The sequence below is a fragment of the Roseateles cavernae genome (assembly GCF_040187885.1).
Lineage (GTDB): Bacteria > Pseudomonadota > Gammaproteobacteria > Burkholderiales > Burkholderiaceae_C > Roseateles_E > Roseateles_E cavernae.
On sequence record NZ_JBDPLH010000009.1, the window covers coordinates 203,436 to 217,014 of the forward strand.

Genomic DNA, 13,579 nt, shown 5'->3' on the forward strand with positions numbered 1-13,579 from the left:
CGCTACGCGTCTACACGATCTCGCACGGGTTCATCGCGTGGTATCCGGCGGATTGATAGGTGGCCCGCAGGGCGAAGCAGTTCAGTTCGTAACTCTCAAGCGGGATGCGACCGATAGTGCTCGGCCAGAAATTCGGTCTTTGACATTCGCGGTGATCTTGTAATTACCAACGGGATCAGTCTTGTCAAAGACTACGGTCATGCTGGCCCGGCCGAGCTGCAATAGCCGGTGCTGCAACGGCTTTTCAGACCAGACCGCGCCTCCACCCGCTGGCGTTCTTTTCCCGTACGCATCTTCGAGAACGAATTCCGTAACCACATCGCAAACGCCCGTGACATTCGGCGAACACCCATGAAAGATCAGAAGCGCTGAAACAGAAGTACCGAGGCGCACGGTATTGGTCGTACTCAGCGTTGGCAGGGTCGTTGACGAGTTCCAGGCCTGGCGAAACTGACCTTCGTCCGCCGCAAGCACAATTTGCACGCCAAAGTCTCCGGCACTGCGCCTGCTCTCACTATCGGGGATCGCTGTGCCCGTCGTATCAATCCATGCGCTGTGAGCGACAAACGGCAAGAGCGCAGCGATGAGTGTCAAACACCATCTCATCAGGATGACTCCGATAGTAAGTGCCGAGTTCGAGTTGTGCGGCAGGGCCGTCGAACGCATGGTTTTCATGCTGCCCCTCGCTGAGAACGAAGTAGGGTTCGCATCGCAACCGCTCCTGGGGCAAGACATCATTCGATGTTCTGGCCAATACGCCACAGCACGCCCGAGGGATCGGTGAGGCAGAAGTCCCGCATCCGCCAGGGCTGAGTCTCGACATCCGAGACCTTGACGCCGTACTTGGTGCTCACGCCGCTCTGCTGGACCGCATCCCACCAGGCCTCAACATCCTCGACCAGGATGTGCATCATGAAATTCTCGGCCAGCCCCTCGGCACAGAAGTCTTGAAGCAGAAAGCTGACGTGACCCCAGTGAAAGTAGGCGACACCGCCGCCTTCCGAGGCCATGGTGAAGCCCAGGTCTTGGTAGAACTGCTTGGAAAGATTGAAGTCCTTCGACGGCACAAAGGCCTTGATCTCGGTGACGCGGAGATTGGGCATGGTGATTTCGTCCTTCGGCGCCTACATTGCTGTCGCCCAACTGCGGCGGGGATGTCGTCTCGCCAGCTGCTGCCCGGCGACGAGTCTGCGGCCGCGATTCTCACTTGGAATCCCGGGGTGACGGCCCCCTCTGAAGAGGGACGGCGTGGCAGGCCCGGGTGGATTCCAGCCGGCCGAGGATGCCTCCCCACCCAGATGTCCGTTTCCGGCCAGCCAACGCCCCGCATCTGCCTATCATCGCGGCCATGGATGCCACTTCCCCCGCCCGCGCTGCCGATCTGGACCCGGCCCACTGCTACCCCGCCCTGCTGGCCCGCGATGCGCGCTTTGACGGGCACTGGTTTGTCGGCGTCACCTCGACCGGCATCTACTGCCGCCCGGTCTGCCGGGTGCGAGCGCCCAAGCGCGAGAACTGCCGCTTCTATGCCTCGGCGGCCCAGGCCGAGGCCGCGAGCTTTCGGCCTTGCATGAAATGCCGGCCCGAGCTGGCGCCGGCCGCCGGCGGGCTGGCCTGGAGCGTGATGGACGCCTCGCGCACGCTGGCCCGGGCGGCGGCCCGCTGGCTGGACGACTGCAGCGACGAGCAGGCCTCGATGGAAGACCTGGCCGCCCATCTGGGCATCACCAGCCGCCATCTGCGCCGCATCTTCGCGGCCGAGCACGGGGTCACGCCGCTGCAATATCTGCAGACCCGCCGCCTGCTGCTGGCCAAGCACCTGCTCAGCGACACCACGTTGGCGATCACCGAGGTGGCCCATGCGGCCGGTTTTGCCAGCCTGCGGCGTTTCAACGCCGCCTTCATCGAGCACTACCGGCTGCAGCCCGGCGCGCTGCGCAAGCAGACCGGCGCCGCCGACACCAGCGACAGCGCAGCCGGCACCCTGCTGCGCCTGGGCTACCGCCCGCCCTATGCGGTGGACGCGCTGCTGGGCTTTCTGGCGCCGCGCGCGATCGGCGGCGTCGAGCATGTGGACCCGCTCAAGCGCCGCATCGAGCGCACGCTGAGCCTGATGCACCGGGGCCGGCTGCACAGCGGCTGGCTCAGCGTGAGCTTCGACACGCAGCGCCACCAAGCCCTGGTCAGCCTGTCGCCGGGGCTGTGGCCCGCCATCGCGAGCCTGCTACCGCGGCTGCGGCGCTGGCTGGACCTGGACGCCGAGCCCAGCCGCATTGACGAGGCGCTGGAGCCGGCCCTGGGCGAGCCGGCGGCCGAGGAGCTGGGCCTGCGCCTGCCCGGCTGCCTGGACCGCTACGAGCTGGCGGTGCGCGCCGTGCTGGGCCAGCAGGTCACGGTGGCGGCCGCCCGCACCCTGGCGGCGCGCCTGGTGTCCCGCTTCGGCACGCCGCTGGTCGGCGCACCCGATGAGCGCATCGCCCGGCTGTTCCCAGGCCCGGAACGGATGGCCAGGGCCGAGGTCGGCGAGATTGCCGAGCTGGGCATCATCCGCCGCCGTGCCGAGACCCTGATCGCGCTGGCCCAGGCCTGGCCGGGGCTGGCCTATGCGCGCCAGCAGGGCACGGTGGACGAGGCGCTGGCCGAGCTCTGCGCCCTGCCCGGCATCGGTCCCTGGACCGCCCACTACATGCTGATGCGCGGCTGGAGCTGGCCCGATGCCTTCCCGCCGGGCGATGTGGTGTTGAAAAAAGCCCTGAGCCCCGATCCCGAACGGCCGCTGAGCCCGGGCGCCTATGCACAGGCCGCGCTGGCCTTCCAGCCCTATCGCAGCTATGCGGTGCTGCGCCTGTGGCGCGCCGCCGCGATCAAGGACAAGAAGTCATGAGCATCCGATCCACGCACCATATCCTGCAATGCCGGATCGACACGCCTTTGGGTGCGATGACGGCCACGCGCAGCGCGCGCGGCCTGTCGGGCCTGTGGTTCGATGCGCAGAAGCACCATCCCGGCGCGCTGGACCTGCCGAGCGCACCGGATGATGCGCTGTTCGCACAACTGAGGACCGCCCTGCGGGCCTATTTCGAGGGCCAGGGTCTGCCGCAAGACCTGGCGCTGGACCCGCAAGGCACGCCCTTCCAGCAGCAGGTCTGGCAGGCGCTGCTGGCGATACCGGCCGGCGCCAGCCGCAGCTACGGCGAGCTGGCGCGTCAGCTGGGCCGGCCACTGGCGGTGCGGGCGCTGGGCGCGGCGGTGGGGCGCAATCCGCTCTCCATCCTGATACCCTGCCACCGCGCGCTCGGGGCCAGCGGGGCCCTGACCGGCTATGCCGGCGGCCTGGCGCGCAAGACCGCCTTGCTGCGCCTGGAAGGTGCGGCCTTCAAAGAAGCCGCCTGAGTCCTCGATGAAACCTTTTGATATCGCCGAACTGCTGCTGCTGGCCGCCATCTGGGGCGCGTCCTTTCTGTTCATGCGCCTGGGCGCGCATGAGTTTGGCCCGATCGCGATGGCGGCGGTGCGCGTCGGCGGTGCCAGCCTGATGCTGCTGCCGCTGCTGGCAGCGCGCCAGGGACTGAGCGAGCTCAGGCGCGAATGGCGACCGCTGCTGGCCGTGGGCCTGCTCAACAGCGCCCTGCCTTTTGCGCTGTTCAGCTTCGCCGCGCTGTCGATCACGGCCGGCCTGTCCAGCATCCTGAACGCGACCACGCCGCTCTGGGGCGCCATCGTCGCCTGGATCTGGCTCGCCCAGCGCCTGAGCCTGCTTCGCTGCGCCGGCCTGGCGCTGGGTTTTGCGGGCGTCTTGTTCCTGGCCTGGGACCAGGCCTCGTTCAAGCCCGGCGGCAGCGGCTGGGCCATCCTGGCCTGTCTGGGCGCGGCGCTGAGCTACGGTGTGGCGGCCAATTACACCAAGCGATTCCTCGCACATGTGAGCCCGCTGAGCGTGGCCACCGGCAGCCAGGTGTTTGCGGCGCTGCTGCTGGCGCTGCCGGCCTTCTGGCTGTGGCCGGTCCAGCCACCGAGCCTGCAGGCCTGGATCGGCGTGCTGCTGCTGGCGCTGCTGTGCTCGGGCATCGCCTACATCCTGTTTTTCCGCCTGATGTCGCGCATCGGCGCGACCAACACGATCGCCGTGACCTTTTTGATCCCGGTGTTCGCGGTGCTGTGGGGCTGGCTGTTCCTGGCCGAGGCCTTCACGGCCCGCATGGCCCTGGGCTGCGCCGTCGTGCTGCTGGGCACGGCGCTGGCGGTCGGCCTGCTCGGCAAGCCGAACAAGGCCTGAATCGTTCAGAGCAGGTCTTCGGGCTCGGGTTCGGGCAGCGCGTCGATCAGGCGATCGAAGTCGGCCGCGTCGCCCGGCGCCTTGGCAAGCAGCGGCTTGTCCAGCGGACGGTAGATGCGGCTGTGCAGGCGGTTCAGTCGCTCCGAGCTTTCGACGGCGCGCGCCACCTGCTGCGGGTCCAGCATCATCGCGAAGGGGTTGGCGGCAGCGGTGATGTGAGAGGCAAGGCGCATAGGTAACTCCGGTTGGCAGGGGCTATGGATCAGCCTTGGAGTCACTGTAGGGCTGCGCCGCTGCGCGCGGCAGTGGGCCGGGCGCCAAAGCGCGTGTCAGGCAAAGTCCTAGGGCTTGTCAGCCTGGGCGCGCAGCAGCTTGGCAAAGCGGTCGCGCCCGGCACGCTCGGCGAAGTCGGCCGCGCGCAGGCCCTGCTCGTTCTGCAGCTGGGCCTTGGCACCGGCCTTCAGCAGCAGCTCGGCCGTGCTGAGCCCGCCATAGCCGGCCGCCATCATCAGCGGCGTGCTGCCATTGGGCGAGCGCGCATCGATCTCGGCACCCTGGCTCAGCAGCCAGGCCGCTACCCCTTCGTCGGGGCCGCTGCAGGCATAGTGCAAGGGGCTCCAGCCCTCGCGATTGATCTGCGCGCCGCGCTGCACCAGCAGCCGGGCGGTGTCGAGCCGGCCGCGCAGCGCCGCCAGCATCAGCGGCGTCTCGCCAGCGGCATTGACCGCGTTGACATCCAGCGCCGGATGGCTCAGCAGGCTTTTGACGGCCTTGTCGCCATCGTCCTTCAAGGCGATGTGCAAGGGCGTCTGGCCGTGCTCGTCGCGCACATTGGGATCGCCCCCGCGCAGCAGCAGCACGCCGATGCGGTAGCCGTCATCGCGCATCGCCGCGTTCAGCAGGTCCTCGGCCGGCCCGGCCATGGCCAGTCCAGCACCGGCCAGCAGCACCAGCGCGACCAGGCGCGGGACGCTCTTCATGGCAGACCGAACAGGCGCCGGCAATTGGCCGAGGTCCGGGCCGCGACCTCGTCGACGCTCAGCCCACGCAGCTCGGCCAGCTGCTGGGCCACATAAGGCACATAGGCCGGGCTGTTGGTCTTGCCACGATAGGGCGCCGGCGCCAGATAGGGGCTGTCGGTCTCGATCAGGATGCGGTCCAGCGGCAGCGCGGCAGCCACATCGCGCAGGTCCTGCGCGTTCTTGAAGGTCAGGATGCCGGAGAAGGAGATGTAGAACCCCAGCTCCACGGCCGCCCAGGCCACCTCGGCGGTCTCGGTGAAGCAGTGGAACACGCCGGGGCGCTCACCCAGCGAACCGCCCGCGGCGATCTCCTCGCGCAGCAGGCGCAAGGTGTCGGCCGAGCTGCTACGCGTGTGGATGACCAGCGGCTTGGCCGTGGCCCGCGCGGCACGGATATGGCTGCGAAAACGCTCGCGCTGCCATTCCATCTCGTCGATGCTGCGACCGTTCAGGCGGTAGTAGTCCAGCCCGGTCTCGCCGATCGCGACCACCTTGGGGTGCTGGGCCGCGGCCACCAGTTCGTCGACCGTGGGCTCATGCACCTCCTCGTTATCGGGATGCACGCCCACCGTGGCCCAGAGCTGGCTGTGGGCGGCCGCGATCTCGCGGACGGCGGGGAACTCCTCCATCGTCGTGCAGATGCAGATGGCCTGCTCGACGCGGGCGGTGGCCATCTCGGCCAGGATCTGCGGCAGATTGGCGCGCAGTTCGGGGAAACTCAGATGGCAGTGCGAATCGATGAACATCTAGATAGTCTGGGTCGGCTTGGCCGAGGAGATCGAAGTACCCAGCTGCTCCTCGATCCGGATCTTGATCAGCCGGTGCTTCTCGTCACCGGGAAAGCGCACGCCCACCCCCTGGGTGCGGCCGCCCGAGGCATTGGGCGGCGTGATCCAGGCCACCTTGCCGGCCACCGGATAGCGCTGCGCATCATCGGGCAGGGACAGCAGCAGATAGATGTCCTCGCCAAGCTTGTAGTCGCGCGTGGTCGGCACGAACAGGCCGCCATCGGTGAACAGCGGGATGTAGGCGGCGTAGAGCGCGCCCTTCTCCTTGAACACCAGCTGGATCACGCTGGGCCTGGCGCCGGCGGCGGCTGGGGTCACGGGAGGTTTGGCGGGCGCGGCGTCACTCATGTTCGGCAGTGTAGCGAATGGCTTGCTCGTGGCTTGGTTCAAGCCCGAGCCGCACGGCGGCGGCCCTGCAAGGCCGACTGGCCCTGCAGTACCAGCGACTCCATCAGGAGCCCGGCATTGAGCGGATGGTCTTCATGGCGTGCGGCCTGCTGCAGCGCCAGGGCCCATTGCTGCAGCGGCGCGGACGGCCCCGGCGCCGGCAAGGCCTCGGGCGCGAAATAGCGTGGCGGCGCGCCATGGCTGGTGCGCAGCAGGTCATGGCACAGGCGCTGCATCGCGTCGATCGCGCGCGGCACCGGCCAGTCCGAGATCGCCGCGACCTCGCCGCGCGCCAGCCGCGCCGGCAGCTGGGCCCAGGCGGCCGCCTTCAGCCCCTCCTCGCTCCAGCGCAAGGCCTCCTGCGGCCGCCCGCCGGCCGCCGCCAGCAAGACCTCGGCGCCGTCGACGCCCTGGGCCTGCAGCCAGGCCAGCGCCGGCCCCGGGGCCGGCAGGCCCAGCGGCACCGGCTGGCAGCGGCTGCGGATGGTCGGCAGCAGGCTTTCGGGCGCCGCGCTGGCCAGCGCGAAGCGCAGCACGCCGGCCGGCTCTTCCAGGGTCTTCAGCAGCGCATTGGCGGCCACCGTGTTCAAGGCCTCGGCCGGATAGACCACCACCACCTTGGCGCGGCCACGTGCCGAGGTGGCCTGAGCAAAGCTCAGCATCTGGCGCACCGCCTCGACCTTGATCTCGCGGCTGGGCTTGGTCTTGCTTTCCTTGCTGCTCTCGCCCTCGTCGGCGGCCCAGCCCAGCGGCTCGCGCAAGGCCTCGGGGATCAGCAGCTGGAAATCCGGGTGGGTGCGCGACTGGAACAGCTTGCAACTGCCGCACTGGCCGCAGGCCCAGCCCGAGCCGGGGACCGGCGTCTCGCACAGCCAGGCCTGGGCCAGCAGCAGGGCCAGATCGAACTGGCCGACACCGGCCGGCCCCTGTATCAGCAGGGCGTGCGAGCGCGCGCGTGCGAGGGCCTCGGTCAGCGGCTCGGCCAGCCAAGGCAGGGCCAGGGTGTCCGTCACCATCCGCGCGACTCCAGCACGGCCGTGATCTGGGCCGCGACGCTGGCGATCGAGCCGCTGGCATCGATGCGGGCAAAGCGCTCGGGCGCGGCCGCAGCGCGCGCCGCATAGCCGGCGCGCACCCGCTCGAAGAAGTCCAGGTCCTGCTGCTCGAAGCGGTCTGCCTCGCGTGCGGCGGCGCGGCGCTGCGCGGCGATCTCGGCCGGCAGGTCGAACCACAGGGTCAGGTCGGGCTGGCGGCCCTGCAGCACCCACTGCTCCAGGCTGCCCAGCACCGCCAGATCCATGCCGCGTCCATAGCCCTGATAGGCAAAGCTGGCGTCGGCAAAGCGGTCGCAGACGACGGTCTTGCCGGCGGCCAGCGCCGGCTCGATGACCTTGACCAGATGGTCGCGGCGGCCGGCAAACACCAGCAGCGCCTCGGTCAGCTCATCCATGCCGCTGTGCAGGAACAGGCCGCGCAGGGTCTCGGCCAGCGGCGTGCCGCCGGGCTCGCGGGTGTTGACCAGCTCGGCGCCGCGCTCGCGCAGGCGCTGGCTCAGGGCCTCGATATGGGTGGACTTGCCGGCACCGTCGATGCCTTCGAAGCTGATGAAACGGGCGCTGCGGCCCAGGGCACTGTTCACGAAACTATTGACCACGCTGGTATTTGTTGACGGCGCGATTATGCGCGGCCAGGTCCTCGCTGAACTCGCTGCTGCCGTCGCCCCGGGCGACGAAGTACAGCGCTTTGCTGGCCGGCGGATGCAGGGTCGCCTGCAACGAGGCCACGCCGGGCATCGCAATCGGCGTCGGCGGCAGGCCGCCGCGGGTGTAGGTGTTGAAAGGGGTGTCCGTCTGCAGGTCGCGGCGGCGCAGATTGCCGTCGAAAGCCTCGCCGAGGCCGTAGATCACGGTCGGGTCGGTCTGCAGCGGCATGCCGATGCGCAAGCGGTTGATGAAGACCGAGGCCACCAGGCCTCGGTCGGCCGCCGCGCCGGTCTCCTTCTCGACGATGGAGGCCAGGATCAGGGCCTCGTCGAGGCTCTTCAGCGGCAGGCCGTCGGCCCGGCCGGCCCAGGCCGATTCCAACCGGCGGGCCATCGCCGCATGGGCGCGCTTGAGCACGGTCAGGTCGCTGACGCCGCGGCTGTAGGCATAGGTATCGGGGAAGAAGCGGCCTTCGGCCGGCATGCCGGGCGCGCCCAGCGCCGCCATGATCTGGGCCTCGCTCATGCCGGCCGTGGCCGGTTTGAGCGCCGGCGCCTTGGCCAGCGCGGCGCGGAACTGGCGGAAGGTCCAGCCCTCGATCAGGCGCACCACCTCCAGCACCTCGTCGCCGCGCACCATCTTGTTCAGCAGATCGCGCGGCGTCGCGCCCTGGTGGATCTCATAGCTGCCGGCGCGGATCTGGCGCGCCTGGCCCGACCAGCGGAACCACTGATAGAGCAGCCGCGCATCGGTGGCGACACCCGCCGCCACCCAGGCCTGGGCCACCTGCTGCGGTGTGCTGCCCGGCTCGACGGACAGCTCCACCGCCGGCTTGTCCAGCGCCAGCGGCTGGTCCAGCCACCACCAGGCCGCGCCGGCGCCCGCCCCGGCCAGACCCAGGGCCAGCAGCAGCAGGCTCAGCAGCCAGCCCACGGCGCCGAGACCGGCGGAGCGTTTTCTTCTGTTGCGATGGCGGGCCAAGACCTGAGCTTTCCGAAGGTGATGTGGGCGCTGATGATAATCGGGGCCATGAGCGAACCCACCCACACCACTTCCACCATCACCGGCGGCGCGCTGCGCCTGGCCGACTGGGGCCTGATGCGCGCCCAGGGCGAGGAAGCCGCCAAGTTTCTACACGGCCAACTGACCCAGGACATCGCGCTGCAGCCCCCCGAGCAGGCCCGGCTGGCCGGCTACTGCTCGGCCAAGGGCCGGCTGCTGGCCACCTTGCTGGCCGTCAAGAACACCGGCGATGAGCTGCTGCTGGCCCTGCCGGCCGAGCTGCTGGCGCCGACCCTGAAGCGGCTCTCGATGTTTGTGCTGCGCGCCAAGTGCAAGCTCAGCGACGCCAGTGCCGACTGGGCGCTGTGGGGCCTGGCCGGCCCAGCCGCCAGCGCCTGGCTGGGCACGGCCGCGCCGGCCGAGGTCTGGGGCGTGGCCCGCATCGGCGTGGCCCTGGTGGTGAAACTGCCCGAGGCCGGGTTGGCGCGCTACGCGCTGCTGCAGCCGGCGCAGGCCCCGGCCCCCGCCCTGCCCGCGCTGGCCGAGGCCGACTGGCAATGGCTGGAGGTGCAGGCCGGCCTGGCCTGGGTGCGCGGCGCGACGGTCGAACAGTTCGTGCCGCAGATGCTCAATCTGGAGCTGCTGGGCGGGGTGAACTTCCAGAAGGGCTGCTATCCCGGCCAGGAGGTGGTGGCGCGCAGCCAGTACCGCGGCACGGTCAAGCGGCGCACCCTGATGTTCGCCGCCGAGGGCGCTGCCCAGGCGGCGGTCGGCCAGGAGCTGTTCCACAGCGCGGACCCGGCCCAGCCGGCCGGACTGGTGGCCGCGGCGGCGCGGCGCGGAGACCGGACCCTGCTGCTGGCCGAGGTCAAGCTGGCGGCGCTGGAGGCCGGCAGCCTGCATCTGGGCAGCGCCGAGGGCCCGGTCCTGAGCCCGCGCGCGCTGCCTTATCCGGTGGGCGAACCGCAGTGAGCAGTACCGCCCAGGCCGAGCTCTATATTTACTACAAGCTCGGCCCGGCGCAGGCCGAGGCCGCGCTGGCGGCCTTCGAGCAGGCCCGGGGCGAGGCGCCGGTGCGGCTGCTGCAGCGCCGCGATGGCGATGCAGCCCTGCTGACCTGGATGGAGGTCTACGGCCCGGATGTGGCCCAGGCCCAGCTTGTGGAACAGCGTATCGCCGCCGTGATGGCGCCGTTCGCTGTCGGGGCCCGGCACCGCGAGGCCTTTGAGGCACTGAGCCCGGCGGCCAGCCCGGCGAAGTAACAAATAGTCAGCCAAAGCGGCTGTTTTTGGGGCGATCAGCGCCCGCCCAGGCCCTCTAGCATGCGGACGATGGAAAGATCGCGGCCATGTGCCGGTAGCGCCAGCAGCCCAGTTCCCCCGGCCTTTGTGTCCGGCGGATCTGTCGTCACGCTCAAGTTTGCCGGTGCCTGTCCGAAATCCGACCATAGGCCATCGTAGGTAGATCACCTGCAAGGCGTTCTCAAGCGACTCGCGTCACTGCCGCGAGCCGGAACGCCGTCGCATCCCTGATCGACCTGCCGTGCTGCCGGAATTTCTGCCCCGCGCAAGCCATCGTGATGCGGGGGGCTCAACTTACATGCTCCTGGAGCTGACCATGGCCTCTCTCATCGAGAACCTCAGTACTGCACAAATCGCCGGCTTGTCCACCAGCACCCTGGCTAAGCTGGGGAGCGCCGATTGGGCGGCGTTCAGTACCGAACAGATCCAGGCGCTGACCACCAGCCAGTTCAATTACCTGACGACCAACGCGGTCGCCCAGCTGTCGACCGCCCAGTTCGCGGTGATACAGACCGAAGACCTGCGCATGCTCAGCACGCAGGCGGTCAAGGTCATCAGCAGCGCCCAGATCGATGCGATGGGCTCCGAGCAGTTCGGCGCACTGAAGACCCAGCAGGTCAGCGCCTTCTCGACAGCCCAGCTCGGCAGCTTCGGCAGCGAGGACATCAGCGCGCTGGCCAGCGAGCAGATCCGCGCGCTGACCAGCAACCAGGTCTCCAATCTGTCGACCCACCAGGTCGCCAACCTGACCAGCGAGGACTTGCAGGCCCTGAAAACCGACCAGGTGCGCGCGCTGAACTCGGCCCAGGTCGGCGGCCTGAGCAGCGAGAACATCGTCGCTTTGCAAAGCCAGCAGGTCGCGGCGCTGGGCTCGACCCAGGTCGGCGGCCTGGGCACGGCGCAGCTGGCCGCGATGGAATCGGCCGATCTGCGAGCCCTGGGCACGGCCGCCCTGCGGGCGCTGAGCACGGCTCAGCTTGACAGTCTGGGCACCGATCAGATCGCGGCACTGGCCACCCAGCAGGTGGCCGCCCTGACGACCAGCCAGCTGAGCAATCTGAGCAGCGAAGACCTGGCCGCCTTGGGCAGCGAGCAGATACGCGCACTGAGCACCGGCCAGATCGCCGGTCTGGGCAGCGCACAGCTCGCCAACCTGACCAGCGAGGACTTGCAGGCCTTGAAGACCGAGCAGGTGCGCGCGCTGGGTTCGGCCCAGCTGGGCGCGCTGAGCACGGAAAACATCGTGGCGCTGCAGACCCAGCAGGTCGCGGCCCTGGGCTCGGCCCAGGTCGGTGGCCTGGAGACCGAGCAGCTGGCGGCGATGGAATCGGCCGATCTGCGCGCGATCAGCACCGCCGCGCTGCGCGCCTTCTCCAGCGCCCAGCTCGACAGCCTGGCCTCCGAACAGATTGCCGGCCTGGCCACCCAGCAGGTGGCCGGGCTGTCCACCTCGCAGCTGGCCAATCTGGCCAGCGAGGACTTGAGCGCGCTGAGCAGTGAACAGCTGCGTGCGCTGAGCACCGGCCAGATCGCCGGCCTGACGACCGGCCAGCTCGCCAACCTGACCAGCGAGGACTTGCAGGCCCTGAAGACCGAGCAGGTGCGTGCGCTGGGCTCGGCCCAGCTCGGCGCGCTGAGCACCGAGAACATCGCCGCGCTGCAAAGTCAGCAGGTCGCGGCACTGGGTTCGGCCCAGGTCGGCGGTCTGGAAACCGAGCAACTGGCCGCGCTGGAGTCGGCCGATCTGCGCGCGCTGAACACCGCCGCGTTGCGCGCCCTGTCCACCGCCCAGCTTGACAGCCTGGCCTCCGAGCAGATCGCGGCGCTGGCCACGGGCCAGGTCGCCGCCTTGTCGACCAGCCAGCTGGCCGCCATGAGCAGCGAGGATCTGGCCGCGCTGACCAGCGACCAGATCCGCGCGCTGGGCACCGGCCAGATTGCCGGGCTCACGACGGCCCAGCTGGCCACGCTCACCAGCGAGGATCTGCAGGCGCTGAAGACCGAACAGATCCGCGCGCTGGGCTCGGCCCAGCTGGGTGCGCTGTCCAGCGAGAACATCGTCGCCTTGCAAAGCCAGCAAGTCGCAGCCCTGGGCTCGGCCCAGGTCGGCGGCCTTGAAACCGATCAACTGGCCGCGATGGAATCGGCCGACCTGCGTGCGATGAACACGGCCGCCTTGCGCGCCCTCTCCACCGCCCAGATCGACGGCCTGGGCACGGAGCAGCTGGCCGGCCTGGCCACGGCCCAAGTGGCCGCCCTGTCCACCAACCAGCTGGCCAATCTCAGCAGCGAGGATCTCGCCGCTTTGACCAGCGACCAGATCCGGGCCCTGGGTACCGGCCAGATCGCCGGCCTGAGCACGGCCCAGCTGGCCACGATCACCAGCGAAGACCTGCAGGCGCTGAAGACCGATCAGATTCGCGCCCTGGGTNACCAGCTGGCCAATCTCAGCAGCGAGGATCTCGCCGCTTTGACCAGCGACCAGATCCGGGCCCTGGGTACCGGCCAGATCGCCGGCCTGAGCACGGCCCAGCTGGCCACGATCACCAGCGAAGACCTGCAGGCGCTGAAGACCGATCAGATTCGCGCCCTGGGTTCGGCCCAGCTGGGCGCACTGTCCACCGAGAACATCGAAGACCTGCAAACCCAGCAGGTCGCGGCACTGAGCTCGTCCCAGGTCGCCGGCCTTGGCACCGAGCAGCTGGTGGCCATGGAATCGGACGATCTGCGCGCGCTGAGCACCGCCGCCCTGCGCGCCCTCTCCACGGCCCAGCTCGACGCCCTGGGCACGGACCAGATCGCCGCACTGAGCTCGGCCCAGATCGCTGCGCTGAGCTCTGCACCGCAGCTGGGCAACCTCAGCAGCGAAGACCTGAGCGCGCTGACCAGCGACCAGATCCGCGCCCTGAGCACCAGCCAGATCGCCGGGCTCACGACGGCCCAGGTTTCGACCCTGGCCAGCGATGATCTGCAGGCCCTGAAGACCGAGCAAATCCGCGCGCTGGGCTCGGCCCAGCTCGGCGCCCTCTCCTCGGAAAACATCGTCGCGCTGCAGAGCCAGCAGGTCGCGGCCCTGGGTTCCGCCCAGGTCGGCGGTCTT

Annotated in this window: 14 protein-coding genes and 1 pseudogene; 6 read left to right on the plus strand and 9 right to left on the minus strand. The window is 69.4% G+C overall.

The genetic code is table 11. The features are described 5' to 3' along the window. Positions 1-81: 81 nt before the first annotated feature. The gene (locus ABGI63_RS20945; RefSeq protein WP_349744407.1) at positions 82-675 is read right to left on the minus strand and encodes a hypothetical protein; all 594 of its coding nucleotides are present in this window, start codon (positions 673-675) and stop codon (positions 82-84) included. Positions 676-734: 59 nt separating this feature from the next. Continuing rightward, positions 735-1,103: a VOC family protein gene (locus ABGI63_RS20950; protein ID WP_349744409.1), complete on the minus strand. Its 369-nt coding sequence runs from the start codon at positions 1,101-1,103 to the stop codon at positions 735-737. 245 nt (positions 1,104-1,348) lie between these two features. Here ABGI63_RS20950 and ABGI63_RS20955 point away from each other — a divergent pair, with 245 nt between their 5' ends. Genes ABGI63_RS20955 through ABGI63_RS20965 form a run of 3 tightly spaced genes read left to right on the plus strand, consistent with a single transcriptional unit; the run spans position 1,349 to position 4,276 of the window. Continuing rightward, entirely contained in the window at positions 1,349-2,884 is a 1,536-nt protein-coding gene (locus ABGI63_RS20955) for a DNA-3-methyladenine glycosylase 2 family protein (RefSeq protein ID WP_349744410.1), read from the plus strand. Continuing rightward, positions 2,881-3,393 (plus strand): methylated-DNA--[protein]-cysteine S-methyltransferase, encoded by a 513-nt coding sequence (locus tag ABGI63_RS20960; RefSeq protein ID WP_349744412.1) that lies wholly within the window; start codon positions 2,881-2,883, stop codon positions 3,391-3,393. The genes ABGI63_RS20955 and ABGI63_RS20960 overlap by 4 nt, the downstream gene beginning before the upstream one ends. A gap of 7 nt (positions 3,394-3,400) precedes the next feature. Continuing rightward, the gene (locus ABGI63_RS20965; protein WP_349744413.1) at positions 3,401-4,276 is read left to right on the plus strand and encodes a DMT family transporter; all 876 of its coding nucleotides are present in this window, start codon (positions 3,401-3,403) and stop codon (positions 4,274-4,276) included. A gap of 5 nt (positions 4,277-4,281) precedes the next feature. Here the strand turns inward: ABGI63_RS20965 and ABGI63_RS20970 are convergent, their stop codons facing one another. From ABGI63_RS20970 to mltG, 7 genes are all read right to left on the minus strand, one after another. Further along, positions 4,282-4,509, minus strand: a complete 228-nt coding sequence (locus tag ABGI63_RS20970; RefSeq protein ID WP_137940605.1) for a hypothetical protein — start codon at positions 4,507-4,509, stop codon at positions 4,282-4,284. Between the two features lie 108 nt (positions 4,510-4,617). After that, a complete protein-coding gene (locus ABGI63_RS20975) occupies positions 4,618-5,256 on the minus strand; it encodes an ankyrin repeat domain-containing protein (RefSeq protein ID WP_349744414.1) in 639 nt (212 codons plus the stop codon). Continuing rightward, positions 5,253-6,044: a TatD family hydrolase gene (locus ABGI63_RS20980; RefSeq protein ID WP_349744415.1), complete on the minus strand. Its 792-nt coding sequence runs from the start codon at positions 6,042-6,044 to the stop codon at positions 5,253-5,255. Before ABGI63_RS20980 ends, ABGI63_RS20975 begins: the two co-directional genes overlap by 4 nt. Beyond that, a complete protein-coding gene (locus ABGI63_RS20985; RefSeq protein ID WP_137940608.1) occupies positions 6,045-6,434 on the minus strand; it encodes a PilZ domain-containing protein in 390 nt (129 codons plus the stop codon). A 38-nt stretch (positions 6,435-6,472) separates the two neighbouring features. Continuing rightward, positions 6,473-7,489: a DNA polymerase III delta subunit-related protein gene (locus ABGI63_RS20990; RefSeq protein ID WP_349744417.1), complete on the minus strand. Its 1,017-nt coding sequence runs from the start codon at positions 7,487-7,489 to the stop codon at positions 6,473-6,475. Further along, a complete protein-coding gene (gene tmk, locus ABGI63_RS20995) occupies positions 7,483-8,112 on the minus strand; it encodes a dTMP kinase (RefSeq protein WP_349744418.1) in 630 nt (209 codons plus the stop codon). The genes ABGI63_RS20990 and tmk overlap by 7 nt, the downstream gene beginning before the upstream one ends. A gap of 4 nt (positions 8,113-8,116) precedes the next feature. Next, positions 8,117-9,109, minus strand: coding sequence for an endolytic transglycosylase MltG (mltG, locus tag ABGI63_RS21000; protein WP_432767448.1), 993 nt, complete (start codon positions 9,107-9,109; stop codon positions 8,117-8,119). Positions 9,110-9,205: 96 nt separating this feature from the next. On the opposite strand from mltG, the gene ygfZ reads away from it, so the two are divergent. From ygfZ to ABGI63_RS21015, 3 genes and pseudogenes are all read left to right on the plus strand, one after another. Then, positions 9,206-10,150: a CAF17-like 4Fe-4S cluster assembly/insertion protein YgfZ gene (ygfZ, locus tag ABGI63_RS21005; RefSeq protein WP_349744420.1), complete on the plus strand. Its 945-nt coding sequence runs from the start codon at positions 9,206-9,208 to the stop codon at positions 10,148-10,150. Further along, complete coding sequence (locus ABGI63_RS21010; protein WP_349744421.1) at positions 10,147-10,440, plus strand: DUF4936 family protein; 294 nt, start codon at positions 10,147-10,149, stop codon at positions 10,438-10,440. The genes ygfZ and ABGI63_RS21010 overlap by 4 nt, the downstream gene beginning before the upstream one ends. 355 nt (positions 10,441-10,795) lie before the next feature. Beyond that, positions 10,796-13,579 (plus strand): annotated as a pseudogene (locus tag ABGI63_RS21015) (hypothetical protein); the annotation flags it as partial.